Source organism: Pseudomonas sp. 13B_3.2_Bac1, assembly GCF_025466205.1.
Classification (GTDB): domain Bacteria; phylum Pseudomonadota; class Gammaproteobacteria; order Pseudomonadales; family Pseudomonadaceae; genus Aquipseudomonas; species Aquipseudomonas fluorescens_H.
Window position 1 is genome coordinate 1 of sequence record NZ_JANLOG010000041.1, and the last position, 15,689, is coordinate 15,689.

At 62.1% G+C, this 15,689-nt stretch carries 12 protein-coding genes; 6 read left to right on the forward strand and 6 right to left on the reverse strand.

Annotated elements, in window-relative coordinates; genetic code table 11:
• Positions 1-27 precede the first annotated feature (27 nt).
• From dxs to NTD85_RS06095, 4 genes are all read right to left on the reverse strand, one after another.
• Positions 28-1,926, reverse strand: a complete 1,899-nt coding sequence (gene dxs / locus NTD85_RS06080; RefSeq protein ID WP_103521353.1) for a 1-deoxy-D-xylulose-5-phosphate synthase — start codon at positions 1,924-1,926, stop codon at positions 28-30.
• A gap of 91 nt (positions 1,927-2,017) precedes the next feature.
• Positions 2,018-2,905: a (2E,6E)-farnesyl diphosphate synthase gene (gene ispA, locus NTD85_RS06085; RefSeq protein ID WP_183784243.1), complete on the reverse strand. Its 888-nt coding sequence runs from the start codon at positions 2,903-2,905 to the stop codon at positions 2,018-2,020.
• Positions 2,902-3,144, reverse strand: coding sequence for an exodeoxyribonuclease VII small subunit (locus NTD85_RS06090; RefSeq protein WP_003228627.1), 243 nt, complete (start codon positions 3,142-3,144; stop codon positions 2,902-2,904). The genes ispA and NTD85_RS06090 overlap by 4 nt, the downstream gene beginning before the upstream one ends.
• Positions 3,145-3,256: 112 nt before the next feature.
• On the reverse strand, positions 3,257-4,402 hold the full coding sequence (locus NTD85_RS06095) for a Fic family protein (RefSeq protein WP_262141697.1): 1,146 nt from the start codon (positions 4,400-4,402) through the stop codon (positions 3,257-3,259).
• A 282-nt stretch (positions 4,403-4,684) separates the two neighbouring features.
• Here NTD85_RS06095 and NTD85_RS06100 point away from each other — a divergent pair, with 282 nt between their 5' ends.
• From NTD85_RS06100 to NTD85_RS06125, 6 genes are read left to right on the forward strand one after another with little or no spacing between them, the layout of a single operon-like run.
• Positions 4,685-5,476 carry a YfaP family protein gene (locus NTD85_RS06100; protein ID WP_103483856.1) on the forward strand — a complete coding sequence of 264 codons (792 nt, stop codon included), beginning with the start codon at positions 4,685-4,687 and terminating at the stop codon, positions 5,474-5,476.
• Between the two features lie 38 nt (positions 5,477-5,514).
• A complete protein-coding gene (locus NTD85_RS06105) occupies positions 5,515-7,227 on the forward strand; it encodes a DUF2138 domain-containing protein (protein ID WP_003228620.1) in 1,713 nt (570 codons plus the stop codon).
• Positions 7,212-7,862, forward strand: coding sequence for a DUF1175 domain-containing protein (locus NTD85_RS06110; protein ID WP_003228618.1), 651 nt, complete (start codon positions 7,212-7,214; stop codon positions 7,860-7,862). The genes NTD85_RS06105 and NTD85_RS06110 overlap by 16 nt, the downstream gene beginning before the upstream one ends.
• Positions 7,859-12,433 carry an alpha-2-macroglobulin family protein gene (locus tag NTD85_RS06115; protein ID WP_262141698.1) on the forward strand — a complete coding sequence of 1,525 codons (4,575 nt, stop codon included), beginning with the start codon at positions 7,859-7,861 and terminating at the stop codon, positions 12,431-12,433. The genes NTD85_RS06110 and NTD85_RS06115 overlap by 4 nt, the downstream gene beginning before the upstream one ends.
• 1 nt (position 12,434) lies before the next feature.
• Positions 12,435-14,054 (forward strand): DUF2300 domain-containing protein, encoded by a 1,620-nt coding sequence (locus NTD85_RS06120; RefSeq protein ID WP_262141700.1) that lies wholly within the window; start codon positions 12,435-12,437, stop codon positions 14,052-14,054.
• Between the two features lie 3 nt (positions 14,055-14,057).
• The gene (locus tag NTD85_RS06125; protein ID WP_262141701.1) at positions 14,058-14,870 is read left to right on the forward strand and encodes a YfaP family protein; all 813 of its coding nucleotides are present in this window, start codon (positions 14,058-14,060) and stop codon (positions 14,868-14,870) included.
• Positions 14,871-14,907: 37 nt separating this feature from the next.
• On the opposite strand, the gene NTD85_RS06130 is transcribed toward NTD85_RS06125, so the two are convergent.
• Together NTD85_RS06130 and NTD85_RS06135 are read right to left on the reverse strand one after the other, a co-directional pair.
• Positions 14,908-15,204, reverse strand: coding sequence for a type II toxin-antitoxin system RelE family toxin (locus NTD85_RS06130; protein ID WP_262141702.1), 297 nt, complete (start codon positions 15,202-15,204; stop codon positions 14,908-14,910).
• A complete protein-coding gene (locus NTD85_RS06135; RefSeq protein WP_103483850.1) occupies positions 15,194-15,433 on the reverse strand; it encodes a type II toxin-antitoxin system RelB/DinJ family antitoxin in 240 nt (79 codons plus the stop codon). The genes NTD85_RS06130 and NTD85_RS06135 overlap by 11 nt, the downstream gene beginning before the upstream one ends.
• Between the last annotated feature and the right edge of the window lie 256 nt (positions 15,434-15,689).

Sequence of the window (15,689 nt, forward strand, 5' to 3'; positions counted from 1 at the left end):
AGCCCGCTCCCACATGGGTATTGCGTGTTACTTGTTGAGCAGTTCCAGACGCTCACGAATCGAAGCTTCGATTCCCGCTTCGTCCAGCCCGCACTCGGCCAGCATCTGCGCGGGTTTGGCGTGCTCGACGTAGATGTCCGGCAAGCCCAGATGCAGCATCGACTTGAGGATGTTCTCGCGCGCCAGGAACTCGCTGACCGCGCCACCGGCACCGCCCATGACCGCGTTCTCTTCGATCGTCACCAGCAATTCGTGGTTGCCGGCGATTTCGCGTACCAGTGCCTCATCCAGCGGCTTGACGAAGCGCATGTCGACCACGGTCGCATCCAGCTTCTCGGCGACTTTCAGCGCTTCGCTCAGTTGCACGCCGAACACCAGCAGGGCGACTTTGCTGCCCTGGCGACGGACGATGCCCTTGCCGATTTCGATCGGCTCCAGATCCTTGTCGATGGTCGCGTTCGGGCCAGTGCCGCGCGGGTAACGCACGGCCGCCGGGCCGTTGTACAGGTGGCCGGTGGTGAGCATCTTGCGCAATTCGTTTTCATCGCTCGGGGTCATGATGACCATGCCCGGGATGCAGCGCAGGTAGGACAGATCGAAGCTGCCGGCGTGGGTCGGGCCGTCTTCGCCCACCAGACCGGCGCGGTCGATGGCGAACAGCACGTCGAGGTTCTGCACCGCGACGTCATGCACCAACTGGTCGTATCCGCGTTGCAGGAACGTCGAGTAGATCGCCACCACAGGCTTGGCACCTTCGCAGGCCATGCCGGCGGCGAACGTCACCGCGTGCTGTTCGGCAATCGCCACGTCGAAGTAGCGCAACGGGAAACGTTCGCTGAACGCCACCAGGTCCGAACCTTCCTTCATCGCCGGGGTGATGCCGACCAGACGCGGATCAGCCGCCGCCATGTCGCACAGCCATTCGCCGAACACCGCCGAATACTTCGGCCCGCCAGCCTTTTTCGGCGCAGCGGCCGGAGCGTCGAGCGGTTCGAGCTTGGTGATCGCGTGGTAACCGATCGGATCGACTTCCGCCGGGGCGAAGCCTTTGCCTTTCTTGGTGACGATGTGCAGGAACTGCGGGCCTTTCAGATCGCGCATGTTGCGCAGGGTAGCGATCAGGGTTGGCAGGTCGTGGCCGTCGATCGGGCCGATGTAGTTCCAGCCCAGCTCTTCGAACAGGGTGCCGGGAACCAGCATGCCTTTGGCGTATTCTTCGGTGCGACGGGCGATTTCCCAGGCGCCGGGCAGGCGCGACAGGACTTTCTTGCTGCCCTCACGCATGCTCGCGTAAGTGCGGCTGGAAAGGATCTTCGCCAGATAATTCGACAGACCACCGACGTTGCGCGAGATCGACATGTCGTTGTCGTTGAGGATCACCAGCATGTTGGCGTTGACTTCCGGCGCATGGTTCAGCGCCTCGAAGGCCATGCCGGCGGTCAGCGCGCCGTCACCGATCACCGCAATCGCCTTGCGATCGCTGTTTTGCAGGCGGGCGGCAATGGCCATGCCCAGCGCGGCGCTGATCGAGGTGCTGGAGTGGCCGACGCCAAAGGTGTCGTACTCGCTCTCGGCGCGACGCGGGAAAGCGGCGATGCCGTCCTTCTGGCGCAGGGTTTCCATGCGCTGGCGGCGACCGGTGAGGATCTTGTGCGGATACGCCTGATGACCGACGTCCCACACCAGCCGGTCATCCGGGGTGTCGAAGACGTAATGCAACGCGATGGTCAGCTCGATGACGCCCAGGCCGGCACCGAAATGCCCACCGGTCTGGCCGACCGTGTAGAGCAATTCCAGGCGCAACTCATCGGCCAGGGTTTCCAGCTCGGCTTCGCCTAACCGGCGCAGGCCGTCCGGCGTGTTCGCGCGGTCGAGCAGGGGCGTGGTCGGGCGCTTGCGGGGAATCTCATGAAACGTCGTGGGCATCAGGCGAATCGTTATAGGTATAAAAGATGCGGCAGTTTACCTGATGCATCGCCCCCTGCCCACGCGTTGGTCTTTTTTGGCAGGTTGGCGTTCAGTTACGCCGCTCGACGATATACCGGGCCAGGTCGCGCAAAGGCTCGGCTGCCGCGTCAAACGGTCGCAGCGCGTGCAGTGCCTGATCGCGCAGTTCCAGGGCGTAGACCTTGGCCGCGTCCAGCCCCAGCAAGGCCGGGTAGGTCGGTTTGTCGCGGGCGATGTCGGCGCCCTGGCGTTTACCGAGGGTTTCGGTATCGCTTTCGACGTCGAGAATGTCGTCCTGCACCTGGAAGGCCAGACCGATGGCCTGTGCATAAGTCTGCAGGGCTTTGAGTTGATCCTGCTCGGCACGGCCGCTGGCCAGGGCGCCGAGTTTGACGCTGACTTCGATCAGCGCGCCGGTCTTGTGCCGGTGCATCTGCTCCAGTGCTTGCTGATCCAGCTTCAGACCGACCGAACCGAGGTCGATGGCCTGACCGCCGACCATGCCCGCCGGGCCTGCCGCATGCGCCAGCGCCGTGACCTGTTGCAGACGGATGTCAGCGTCGAGGTTGCTCAGGCGCGGGTCGAGCAGGGCGCTAAAGGCCAGGCTCTGCAAGCCGTCACCGGCGAGAATCGCGCAGGCTTCGTCGAATTTCTTGTGAGTGGTGGGCTGGCCGCGACGCAAATCGTCGTCGTCCATCGCCGGCAAATCGTCGTGCACCAGCGAATAGGCGTGGATCAGCTCCACCGCGCAGGCCGCGCCGTTGGCTTGCTCAGCCTTGCCACCGAGCGCTTCGCACGCGGCGTAGGCCAGCAGCGGGCGCACGCGTTTGCCGCCGATCATCACGCTGTAGTGCATTGCCTCATACAGGCGCGACAGTTCCGGCAGCGGAGCCTTGAAGAGGATTTCCAGTGCCGCATTGACCCGCGCCTGGCTGGTCGCCGAATACGCCGCAATCATTCTGGCTGTTCCGCGTCGAAGGGTTCCTCGGCGAGTTCGCCATCGCGCTCCAGCAGCACTTGCACCTTCTGCTCGGCCTGGGCCAGCGCTGCCTGGCAGTCACGGGTCAGGCCGATGCCCTGCTCGAAAGCGGTCAGCGAGTCTTCCAGCGACAATTCACCGTTCTCCAGACGCTCGACCAGTGTTTGCAGGTCGGCGAGGGACTGTTCGAAATCCAGTGCAGCTTTTTTGCGGGCCATGGCGGCGATTTCCGGTTGACGTTAAACCGGCGCGACACTAGCAGATAGGGGGTTTATGGGCAAATGAGCGGGGCGCGGCCGACCCTTATCCCCTCACTACAGATGCCAGTGGTCAGTTTGAGGAATCGCCCGGGTAATTGATTTTGTAGCGGGTACTCCGTCCCCCCCCCGGCATTCTTTGCAGGCAGCCCTTTTCCAGCAGTTCCGCCAGATGGCGGGTTGCCGTGGCTTTCGAGACCTTGGCCACCGCTTGATACTGTGCCGCGCTGATGCCGTGCTCGAAGCCTCGTTCTCCACCGTCGAGCAGGCGATTGAGCACTTTACTCTGTTCCACCGACAGTTCGGATTCACGGTGTGCCTGCCAGAAGCGTGTTTTGCCCAGCACGCTTTCGATCCGTGCGATGGCTTGCTGCAGACTGCGTAAAAGAGTCTGCAGAAACCAGGTGAGCCATTGGGTGACGTCCAGCGTGGCCTTTTGGCTGGCCTCGAGCACTCGGTAGTAGCCGTTGCGGTCATCGAGAATGCTGGCCGACATCGCGTAAAAGCGGATCGCCTGGGCTTCACCTCGCGCCAGCGCCAGATCGGTAAGGGTGCGAGTAAGGCGACCATTGCCGTCATCAAACGGATGCAGCGTGACAAACCAGAAATGCGCGATGCCGGCACGTAGCAAAGGATCAAGCGCTGTTTGATGCTGGCTGGCCTCGAACCAGGCGAGAAATTTATCCACCTGTCGCTCGAGACCTTGGCGCGGAGGGGCCTCGAAATGCACAGTGGGCCGGTCGAGACGACCGGAAACTACCTGCATCGGCTCCTCGCCGCGAAGCGCACCGACATGCATTGATCGTGCGCTGAAGTCGCTTTCCTGATCCGGAAACAACCATCGATGCCATTCCAGCAGTCGATCCAGCGTCAGTGGTTCGGCGAAGCGCCGCGTGGCGTCGAGCATCAGTTGTGCAAGGCCTTCGCTGCGTTGGCTGACTTTATCGCCGTCAGACAATTCCAGCCCCAGGCGTCGAGCCAATGACGAACGCACCGAGCCGACATTCAACTGCTCACCCTCAATGGCCGAAGAGGTCACGATGTTTTGCAGCAGTGCGTCGAGTTCGGTCTGAGCGCTCAGGGAGTTGCCCACGGATCCGGCCATGCCCATCAATTGGCCTTGTGCCTGAATGCATTCACGCAGCAGCGGCGCCAGACGTTCTGCCTGCCAGTTGAAGTCGGGCCAATCCGGCTGCTGCCAGATCCATTGAGTGGTCATCGGTTACTGCCTGTAATAGGGGCGTGAGCCGAATAGAAATGCTATTCGGCTCATTTAGTGAGCCGAATATGACGGCTATTCGGCTCACAGTCCACCCGTACGGCGTGATTCCCACAGCAAATCCAGATGTATCCGATTGTTAAAAAACTGCCGAATCGCTAATCTTCGCGCCTTCTACGACCCGCTGGTCACGGGGTCTTTCAGACGAAACGCAGTTTCCACCGCTGTGAAGTACCGAGGATCGGGTGCAAGGTTTCGTTCAGGCATGGCAGGAGGCACTACATGCGTTCATTTCTTTTGTTGCTGATCGGCATGGCTTGCGCGCCTGCGCTGCTGGCGGCGCCGACTGCCGAGCTGTCGGAACCATCCGGTGGCTGGCGTTATAACGGCTTGCTTGATCGCAGTGAAAACCCGCAAGTCGCCTATCCGACGCCGCCAATCGACCGTGGCATCCAGCGCAATCGCACGATGATCCAGGGCCAGCTCAAGGCCATCGGCAATCAGCGCGGGCCGCACACGCTGGCGGTCAATGGCAATCCACTGAATCTGTACACCGACGATGACGGGCGATTTGCCCGTCCGTATGCGTTCGGCGCCGGTTCCAACAGTGTCGAAGTGCGCAGCGCCGAGGGGCAGTCGCTCAAGCGCGTGCAGTTCTACGAAGCGAACAACCTGCGCACGCCGGCGAAAATCCGTGTGGTGCTGGGTTGGGACGATCCCAAGGCCGAACTCGACCTGCACATCATTACGCCCGACGGTCAGCACGCGTTTTTCGCCCACACGGCGCTGACCAACGGCGGCGGTCTGGACCCGGACGGCGTCGATGGCCCCGGCCCGGAAATGTTCACCATGACCGCGCCGCTGCATGGCACCTATCTGGTTTACGTCAACTATTGGGGCAACTTTGGCGACGGCGGCTATAACTTCGAGGAGGCCAGCAATCAGAACGAGGTCATCACCTCGCAAATCACGCTGGTGCTCAACGAAAACACGGTCGACGAAAAACGTGAAACGTTCATCGTGCCCCTGCGGGCGATCGGTGATCTGCTGCTGGTCAAGACTTTCAACTATTAAGCATCCCGCTCCACGGATGAACTTCGGGTTTTGTGAACATGAGTGATAACGCTGCTTCTCCGGCCGTCCCGACACCTGCCGGCAAACCTTCCCGGCGCTGGCCGGCGCTGCTGATTGGCCTGGTCCTGGTGGCCGGGGTAGCGGGTGGTCTCGGCTGGCTGCTGCACAAGCCCAAGTTGCCGGCGGCTCTACTTGCCAGCGACAAGCTCGGCCTGAGCCGCCCGGACGCACTGCTGGAAACCCGCTCCCTGAGCCAGTTGCCCAAGGACCTGCTGACGGTGCCGTTCCTCAAGGCCACGCTCACCGAAGATTTCGTCTTCTATTACGAAACCCACGCTGACCGCCTCGGCCTGATCGGCAGCCTGCGACGGATCATTTACGAGCACGACCTGAAGCTGCAGGACAGCCTGATCGAGCAGCTTTTCGATCAGCCAGCCGATGTCGCGTTGTGGCGGGGCGCCGATGGCCGACTCAAGGATTTCCTGCTGGTGATGGATCGCGGCGGTCTGGCGAAACTGCTGGAGCCGCTGGCGAAAGTCGCGCTGGATGACTCGCAACTGAGCAAGTTCGGCACACTGAAAGTCGGCAGCGACGAGGTGACGCTCTATCAGCTCAGCTACAACGCCAGCAAATCGCTGCTGTTCGCTTCGCGCGGCGACAAGCTGGTAGTGCTGTCCAATCCGGCCAAATACTACGACGCCGACAACGGCGCCTCGGAGGAGTCGGGCCACGTGTCTTCACAAGCGCTGGCAGCGTTGCTCAATGGCGACAAACTGTTCCCCGAAGCCTTCGGTTTGGCAACGAAAGCGCCGGAAATCAAACAGCGCCTGTCGGTGAGCTCCAGCGTGCTTGCCATGGGGTATCAGCGCTTCATCCCGAACTTCGCCGGCCTGCGCTTCGACATGGACGACAAGGGCTGGCACAGCTTTCTGGCCATGGACGAACTGGACAATCAGCCGGACTTCGATTTCAAACCGGTGTGGCAAGCCATGCCGCTGGGCGCCAGTGCCTGCGTGACCTTGCCGGTGGCGGCCGAACCGCAGAAACCATTGCTGGTGAAACTCGGCGCCGACGAGGCCGTGGCCGGACGCATGATCACCCACGTCGCCGGTGCCGCCGGGCTGTGCTGGTATGCCGACTCACGCCTGTACACGCCGTTGCTGGTGGCGAGCCTGAAGAACGAGGACACCGGCCGGATCGACGGTGAACTGGGTGCATTGTTCAGTTCGATGATCGGCGCGTATGAAAACAACGTTGAGTACCACGCATTCCCGGTGGTCGAGAAGCAGGAAGGCCAGAGCCACGTGTGGCAGCGTCAGGTCAGCTCGAATTTTGGCCAGTACCCGGCCAAGGATGCCGAGAACCCGGACGCGATCACCGGCAAGGCGTTCATGAAAGTCAGCATGGCGCGTCACAACTCGACCCTGCTGTTTTCCCTCGACGACAAACTGGTGGAAAAGGCGATTGGCACCCTCGACAAACGCTTCCCACCGATGGCCGACGTGCTGCCCAAAGACGTGCTGATGCCGATCTACTTCGGTCCGGATGCGATGGCGCAACTGATGCAGCAGGAAACCCTCGACAGCCTGCCGCAGGACATGGAGCCGGTGTTCTACAACGCCGCGCAAACCTACCTGATCCCGAAACTGCGCACCCTCGGCGGTTATGGCAAATACGCGCTGACCCTGCCCGAAGGCAGCGAGCCTGACGGCCACTGGCAATGGCTGCCGCTGGAATGGAAAGCGCTGTGACGACACTGATCCGCAGCCTCGGCCTGCTCGCGCTGTTACTCAGCGCCGGCGCCCGAGCCGTCGAAGCGCCTGCACTGGATCCGGCGCAGTCCCAGGTGTTCCGCGCCTGGTTCGTGCGCATCGCTCAGGAGCAACTGAGCCAGGGGCCGAGCCCGCGCTGGTATCAGCAGGACTGTGCCGGGCTGGTGCGTTTCGCTGCCAACGAAGCGTTGAAAGTCCACGACGACAAATGGCTGCGCAGCAATGGCTTGTCCAATCGCTACCTGCCGCCGGAGCTGACGCTCAGCGATGAGCAGCGCAAGCTCGCCCAGCAATGGCAGCAGGGCGGCGGCAAGGTCGGGCCATACGTCAACGCGATCAAACTGATTCAGTTCAACAGCCATCTGGTCAGCCGTGACGTGTCCCAGGCACGCCCCGGCGACCTGATGTTTTTCGATCAGGGTGACGACCAGCACCTGATGATCTGGATGGGCCGTTACATCGCCTATCACACCGGCACGACCACCCCCACTGACAACGGCATGCGTTCGGCAAGCCTGCAGCAACTCATGACATGGAAGGACACCCGATGGATACCCGACGCAGCCAACCCCAACTTCATCGGCGTCTATCGACTGAACTTTCTCTCCCAATGACCGGTGCCCGCATGCTGCGACTCTGCGCTCGAATTCCCCTGCTGCTGGCGCTGTTGCTGCCACTGGCGACCGTCAACGCTGAAGATTCGGTGGAGCCGAGCGGCTACACGCCGGTCTCTGGTGAAAGCTTCTTCCTGCTGGCCGACAGCAGTTTCGCCGCCGACGAGCAGGCGATGGTGCGTCTCGAAGCGCCGGGCCGCGACTACCGGCGCTTCCGCATGGAACCGTACGGCGGCGCCGACATTCGCGTGTATCGCATCGACAAACCGCTGGATTTCCTCAAGCGTCAGAAGAACCTGCACCGCGTGGTCAGCGACGGTCAGTTCAAGGGCGAAGGCCTGTCCAACACCCTCGCGTACCTGTGGGACAACTGGTACCGCAAATCGCGGCGGGTGATGCAGCGCGCGTTCTCCTACGAATCGCGCAAGCAGGTCACCGAGGAAGTGCCGGAACTGAAGATGGGCAACGCCATCGCTGCGCCGACCCCGTACGACGCACAGCCGCAATTCGCGCTGATTCCGGGTCTGCCGGTGGTCAGCCAGTTCCGTTATCCGCTGTGGCAGGCCAAACCGATTCAGCCGCCGGCCGGGGTCAATCTGGCCGGGTCTTCCAGCGAGTTCGTCAGCGTTGCACCGGGTAACGTGTACATCCCGTTGGGCAAGCTGAAACCGGGCCTGTATCTGGTCGAAGCGCTGATCGGCAAGTACCGCGCGACCACCATGGTTTTCGTCTCCAACACCGTGGCGGTGAGCAAGATTGCCGGTGATGAGTTGCTGGTCTGGGCTGCGCGCAAACACGAAGGCAGTTCGGTGCCGAAGGTCAATGTGCTGTGGACTGACGGCCTCGGCGTGATGAGCAGCGGCGCCACCGATGCCGATGGTTTGCTGCGTCTGAAACACGTCAGCCCCGAGCGCTCGTTCGTGATCGGCGAGGACGAAGAGGGCGGGGTGTTCGTCTCCGAGAACTTCTATTACGACAGCGAAATCTACGACACCAAACTCTACGCGTTCACTGATCGACCGCTGTATCGCCCGGGGGATTGGGTATCGCTGAAAATCGTCGGTCGCGAGTTCAAGAATGCGCGGGATTCGGTATTGCCGGGTGCGGCGGACGTCACGGTCAGCGTACTGGATGCCACCGGCACCGAGCTGCAACACCTCGACCTGAAACTCGATTCCAAGGCCGGTACCCAGGGCCGCTTCCAGTTGCCGGATAACGCCGTGGCCGGTGGCTACGAGATTCGTTTCAACTACAAGGATCAGGCCTACAGCAGCGCCTTCCGCGTGGCCGAATACATCAAGCCGCACTTCGAGATTTCGCTGAACCTGGCCAAGCAGGATTACCGCACCGGCGAGCCGGTGAAGGGCAGTCTGGTGCTGCTGTATCCGGACGGCAAACCGGTGGCCAACGCCAAATTGACCCTGAGCCTGCGTGCCCAGCAACTGTCGATGGTCGACAACGAGCTGCAATACCTTGGGCAATTCCCGGTGGAACTGACCAGCACCGAACTGACCACCGACAGCAAAGGCAACGCGACCCTCGACCTGCCGGCCGCCGACAAACCGAGCCGTTACATGCTCACCGTGTTTGCCAGCGATGGCGCGGCGTATCGGGTCAAGACCACCAAGGAAATCCTCATCGACCGTGGCGCCGCAAGCTTCCGTCTGAGCGCGCCGCAACGTTTCAGCGCGGTCAACGACAAAGTCTCGTTCAGCTACGTCAACGAAGGTGGCAGCGAGCAAAGCAAAGCCGTCACCCCGAGCAGCTACAGCTGGGTGCGCCTGGAAGACCAGAGCACCGCTGAAGGCAAGCTTGCGGCGACGGACAAGGGTTTCAGCATTGCCTTCGAGCGTCCGGGTACTTACAACCTGACGCTGAAAGATCAACACGGTGGCGTCCTCGGCGCCACCGGCCATTCGGTCACTGGTGACGGCGTCAAAGCGGTGCCGGGCACTGTGGAAATCGTCCTCGACAAGCCCGAGTACAAGGCTGGCGATGAAGCGCTGGCGCTGATCACGTTCCCGGAGCCGGTCAGCGATGCCCTGCTGTCGCTGGAGCGTGACAAGGTCGAAGCCACCGCGCTGCTGGCCAAGGGCGGCGACTGGCTGAAACTGGAAAAACTCAGCGACACCCAATACCGCGCGCGCATTCCGGTGAAGGACAACTTCGCGCCGAACCTGACCTTCTCGGTGCTGTACACCAAGGGCGGGCAGTACAGTTTCCAGAACGCCGGGATCAAAGTGATCGCACCGCAAATCGACGTGGCCATCAGCACCGACAAAGCGGTGTATCTGCCGGGCGATACCGTCACCGTCGACCTGACCACGCAGTTCGCCGGCAAAGCGGTCCCGGCGCATCTGACCGTCAGCGTCGTCGATGAAATGGTCTACGCGCTGCAACCGGAAGTCGCACCGACCATCGACCAGTTCTTCTACCACCCACGCCGCAACAGCGTGCGCACCAGCGCCAGCCTGTCGTTCATCAGTTACGACGTGGCGTTGCCGGGCAGCCCCGGCGCGCCGGGCAAGGCCAACCGCAGCGAGCGTGGGGTGAAAGTGCTGGAGCGTCCGCGTCGCGAAGACGTCGACACCGCTGCTTGGCAGCCGGAATTGTTGACCGGTGCCGACGGCAAAACCCGGTTCACCTTCAAGATGCCGGACTCGCTGACCCGCTGGCGCATCACCGCCCGCGCCATTGCCGATGACGGTCAGGTCGGGCAGAAGAAGCAGTTCGTCCGTTCGGAAAAACCGCTGTACCTGAAATGGAGCGGGCCGAGCAAATTCCGCAAGGGCGATCAGCCGCAACTCGGTGTGTTCGCCTTCAGCCAGGCGGAAAAACCGGTCAAGGCTGAGCTGGTCACCCATTACGCAGGCGCCGAACAACGCCTGCCGGTGACCCTGAATAACGGCATCAACTACGTGCCGCTGCCAGCGTTTGCGCTGGCGACCGGTGAGTGGACCGCCGAACTGGTACAGGATGGCAAAACCGCGGACTCGCTGGCCGTGCGCCTGAGCGCGACCGGTGACGGCTGGCAAGTCACGCAAACCCAAAGCCTCGACGTGGCCAGCAGCGACACGCCGTTGAGCCTGCCGGCGGACGCCACTGACATTCGTCTGCGTCTGGATGACAGTCCGCAAGCGCTGTTCCGTTCCGCGCTCGACGATCTGCTGAGCTACCCATACGGCGGCGTCGAGCAGACGGCCAGTCGTTTGCTGCCGCTGAGCATCGCTTATCCGTCGCTGGCGTCGAGCCCGCAGATCCGCGATCGCCTGCGCCTGATCATGCAGAACAGCCGCCTGCGTCTGGTGCAAATGGCCGGGCCGTCGGCGAGCTTCACCTGGTGGGGCTTCGACGGCGAGCCGGACGCGTTCCTCACCGCTTACGCCTACTACGCCGACTGGAACGCCAGCCAAGTGCTGGAGCTGACCTTGCCACCGGAGCACTGGCAGCGAGTGCTGGAGGTCTACGCCAAGCAAGCGCCGAACACGCCGCTGCTGCAGCGGGCACTGATTCTGTCGTTCGCCAAGCAGATGCACCTGCCGGTGAACACTTTGCTCAGCGGATTGATGGACGATCTGGCCAAGGCCGGTGAGGGCAATGCCGAAACCCTGATGGACGACGGCGAAGACAGCCTGGTGATGAGTGACCCGGATTCGGCGCTCGGTCTGGCGGCGGCGCGGGTGTTGACCGCGTCGCTGGCGACTCAGTCGAAAGTCGCGTTGCCGGACGCATTCAATCGTCAGGTTGGCGCGGCACAACAACGTCTGGCGGTCAGTTCGCAGCCGTTTGCCGAAGCGCTGAACCTGTCGCTGCAAGCGTTCGATCAGGCCCGTGCGACGGCGTTGCTGCAACGTCTGCTGCCACAGCAATCGACCCTCGAGCGCGCCCTGGCGCTGAGCTGGTTGCAACGCAGCATCGCCCAGGCCTCGCCGACCATCGCGCTGATGCCGGGTGAAGGCTGGAAGAAAAACTACGGCGCGACCGGCGAGATGTTCTGGACGTGGCAGGGTGCGACACCGGTGCCGAGCGTGTTGTCGGTGTCCGGCACTCAGGAGCGTCCGCTGCGGGCGCTCCTGAGCTTCCAGACCCGGCAACCGGCGGTCGATCCAATGGCCGTGACCATCACCCGACGCCTGTCGCGACTGGTGCCAGGCGATGAAGCGTTCACCTTCAAGCTGGAGCCGGTCGGCAGCAAACCGCTGTCCAGCGACAGCCTGTACCTGGACGAAGTGATCCTCACCAGCAAGGCGCCGAAACCGCTGCGCTACGGCATGCTCGAAGTGCCGCTGCCACCGGGCGCCGATGTCGAGCGCACCACCTGGGGCATCAAGTTGCAGGGCAAGGACGGCACCGAACCGACCGCGCTGGAGAAAGCACGCTTCGAGCCGGGGCAACTGGCTTACGCGGTGCCGGTGGATGCGCTGAGCGGCGAATTGCGTCTGCGCCATCTGGTGCGTTTCTCGCAGAAGGGTCAGTTCAACCTGCCGCCGGTGCGCTTCACTCAGGTCTACGCCCCGCAGCATCAGGCCCAGGAAGCGCAAGCTGCCCTCGGTCAGGTCACGGTCAACTGACATGAACCGGCCGCTGCTATGGCTGCTGATGTGTGTGATGCCTGCGCTGGCGACGGCGCAGGATGAGCCGTTGCGGCTGGCGTACAAGGGCGAGTTGCTGTCGTTGAATCACACGCAACTGATCGCTCGCGAACCCTTGCCGCCGACGCTGGATACGCCGCTGGGCAGCCTGTGGAAATTGTTCGTCTATGCGTGGCTGGTGGATACCGGCGCGCGCGAGCCAGCGTATGAATGTCGCGGGCAGTCGAAGGAGGAGGTTTATTGCTGCTCGGCGGGCGGCAAGATCGAGCGCGATCAGGCGTTGGTCAAATCCTGCGGCTTGTACTTTGAGCCGGCGCGATTGGGCATTGCTGCTGCCGATTGGCGCACGTATTGGCAATCGCGGCAGGCACCGTCGTGGTTGCTGGATTTGCCAGCCGTGCAACCGGCTACCCGGGTTTCCGTGGCTGACTTGCTGAAGGTGTTGTCGGTGCTGCCGGCGCAGGAGCAGATGCGCCGAGTATTGCTCGACGTCGTGCTGAATGCGGCGGATGGCAATGTCGTCGGCGAACTCGGTGGCCGCCTGCGGGTGAAGACCTGGAGCTGGCTCGGCGATCAGGATCGGCAATCGCGGCAGGGTGGTTTCGCCGGTTGGACGGCAGATGGCTCGCCGATCTGGGCCGGTGGACGTGGCACCAGTCAGATGGTTTTGCGCCATTACGAGCAGGCGTTGGCGTCGGTGTTGCCAACAACGTGGCCGGCGGAGGCGGGGCGTTGTGTTGAGGTCGGACTGTTCTCGCGTTATCCGTTGATGCGGGTTCTGGCTGGCGAGCAGGTGGTGACTTCTGGCCCATTGCAGGGCGACTACCGCGTCGAATTCGCCAATGGCAATGCGCTGGATATCCACAGCGCTGGCGAACTGTTTCTGCTCAACGACAAACTCGTCGCACGGCTCGATCGCGAAGAATACGTCGCCCGCGTCCTTGAGCGTGAAGCCAAACCCGAACCCGCCGAAGCCGCCAAGGCGCTGGCCGTGGCGATCCGCACCTACTTGCTGCAAAACGCCACGCGCAATGGCGATTGTCTGAGTATCGACGACAGCAGTAACCGTCAGCGCGTCGCCCCACGCCCGGCTTCCGCCGAGTCGCGCAACATCGCGGCGTGGACAGCGGATCTGGTGCTGGCCGGCAGCACCGTCACCTATCACTCCGATCAACCCGGCCCGGACAAACTCGCCTGGCAACAAGCCGTCGAACAGGCCAACGCCGGCCAGCGCTACGATGCGATTCTGCTGCACGCCTACCCGCGCGCCAGTCTCAGCCGCTGGGACAACCCGGTCGCCTCCTGCGAAGCACTGCCCGCCGCGCAAGACTGGCTGCAAAAGCAGCGTCGTGGCTGGCGTCCTAAGCTTGAAAGCGAAACCGGCTACAACGAAGTCAGCACCTTCGCCGTGTGCAAACTCGCTTTCGGTCGCCCCTTTGTCGATCGCGAACGCCAACGTATTTACGTGCGCGGCGTGCTGACGCTGCAGGATCGCCTCGACCTGACTCACGAATACCTGCACCTGGCCTTTGAGGCACATCCCAATGGCCAGGATGAAACCTACATCGAAGGGCTCGCCCGTCACCTCTTGCTGGAATAGACCATGACACTCCGTTATCCACAGGTCTTGCTGTTGCTCTGCGCGTTCCATGCATTGCCGATGGCAATGGCCGCCGACAGCGTCAAACTCGACACCCCGGTCGGCGGCTGGCGCACCGGCGCGCCCGAGGGCGAAGGCGAAAACTTCCGCCAGACCGTCAACTACCCGGCCTCCTCGGTCAATACACCGGTTGGCCAGGCCAACACCGCACGCATCCGTGGCGAAATCAAGGCCACCCCCAAGAGCAAGGAGCCGGGCCGGCTGATCGTCAACGGCGTCAGCATGCCGCTGAAAATCGACGACAGCGGCCATTTTGACCGCCCATTCTCCTTCCCCAACGGCAGCAACAGCGTCGAAGTGCGCAGCCCTGACGGCCAGCAACGCCACCGCACCCAATTCCTCAACGCCAGCGGCGGCGCCACCCCGGCCAAACTGCGTGTGCTGCTGTCGTGGGACAGCGACGGCACCGACCTCGACCTGCACCTGATCACCCCCGACGGCGCGCACATCTGGTACGGCGACCGCGTCGCCCCCAACGGCGCGGCGCTCGACGTCGACGTCACCACCGGCTACGGCCCGGAAATCTTCGCCATGCCGGCACCGATCAAAGGGCAGTATCTGGTGTATGTGAATTATTTTGGTGGCGGCTATCGCGGGGATGACGAGGGTGGGGAAGAGGCGGTGCAACCGTTGACCACGGCGCAGGTGACGGTGATTACCGAAGAGGGTACGCCGAGCGAGAAGATGGAGACGTTTGTGGTGCCGATGCGGGCGGTGGGGGAGTTGACGTTGGTGAAGGCGTTCAGTTATCCGTGAGGATTGGGCAGCAGGTTGCTGCCCATTTCAAAGAAGCTCAGGGCTGGGGCGACAGCCGATCTTGCGCGACCTCGTAAGCAGCCTCTCGCTCTCGCTTCCCTATAGCGACTACAAACACCACGATCTCTTGATCAAGCACCTGGTAGATCAAGCGATATCCAGCGCTTTTCAGCTTCACTTTGTAGCAATCCGGCAGTTCGCGAAGTCGATTGGCTTCTACTCGAGGATTCTCTAACACCTCAGAGAGCTTCTTTTTGAACTGCTGGCGAATCGTATCGCCCAGTTTGTTCCACTCTTTTAATGCACGACGATCGAATTCAAGGCTATAGGTCATCCAGACTTACCTTGACACGTTGAGGTGAGGCGAGACGTTCGCTGACTACGGCAATGAGCGCTTCATCTTCTTCGCTGATCAGTGCGGTCTTGAACGGCAGTTTGCCCCGCTCAGCAACGTATTGAAGTGTTTGGCGCAGAAGCTCCGAAGGTGTGATGCCGAGCTTCTCAAGTTCGGCAAAGGAGCGCTGTTTCAGCTCATCATCAATGCGGATGTTGATAGAGGCCATGATGCGATACCTGTAATGACGTTTGTCGTTACGGTAGCAAGGGGCACCGAACCAGGCAAATGGGAATTCAGGTTTCAGACGGTAGGCCTGGCTTTCTTTCAGGCATTAAAAAGCCGGCTTGTGGCCGGCTTCTCGGGGACTGGCTTGGTTTATTTTTGGTAAACCGCGTCAGCCTTCAAAACGTACACCCGGATCTGCGTCCGGCTGTGGGACTTGGTCAGACGTTGGTCTGCCGCGTCGGGCGTCATCTGGGCCG

Coding starts and splice junctions, on each gene's coding strand:
- dxs (WP_103521353.1), bottom strand. CDS start 1,926: ATGCCCACGACGTTTCATGAGATTCCCCGCAAGCGCCCGACCACGCCC.
- ispA (WP_183784243.1), bottom strand. CDS start 2,905: ATGATTGCGGCGTATTCGGCGACCAGCCAGGCGCGGGTCAATGCGGCA.
- NTD85_RS06090 (WP_003228627.1), bottom strand. CDS start 3,144: ATGGCCCGCAAAAAAGCTGCACTGGATTTCGAACAGTCCCTCGCCGAC.
- NTD85_RS06095 (WP_262141697.1), bottom strand. CDS start 4,402: ATGACCACTCAATGGATCTGGCAGCAGCCGGATTGGCCCGACTTCAAC.
- NTD85_RS06100 (WP_103483856.1), top strand. CDS start 4,685: ATGCGTTCATTTCTTTTGTTGCTGATCGGCATGGCTTGCGCGCCTGCG.
- NTD85_RS06105 (WP_003228620.1), top strand. CDS start 5,515: ATGAGTGATAACGCTGCTTCTCCGGCCGTCCCGACACCTGCCGGCAAA.
- NTD85_RS06110 (WP_003228618.1), top strand. CDS start 7,212: ATGGAAAGCGCTGTGACGACACTGATCCGCAGCCTCGGCCTGCTCGCG.
- NTD85_RS06115 (WP_262141698.1), top strand. CDS start 7,859: ATGACCGGTGCCCGCATGCTGCGACTCTGCGCTCGAATTCCCCTGCTG.
- NTD85_RS06120 (WP_262141700.1), top strand. CDS start 12,435: ATGAACCGGCCGCTGCTATGGCTGCTGATGTGTGTGATGCCTGCGCTG.
- NTD85_RS06125 (WP_262141701.1), top strand. CDS start 14,058: ATGACACTCCGTTATCCACAGGTCTTGCTGTTGCTCTGCGCGTTCCAT.
- NTD85_RS06130 (WP_262141702.1), bottom strand. CDS start 15,204: ATGACCTATAGCCTTGAATTCGATCGTCGTGCATTAAAAGAGTGGAAC.
- NTD85_RS06135 (WP_103483850.1), bottom strand. CDS start 15,433: ATGGCCTCTATCAACATCCGCATTGATGATGAGCTGAAACAGCGCTCC.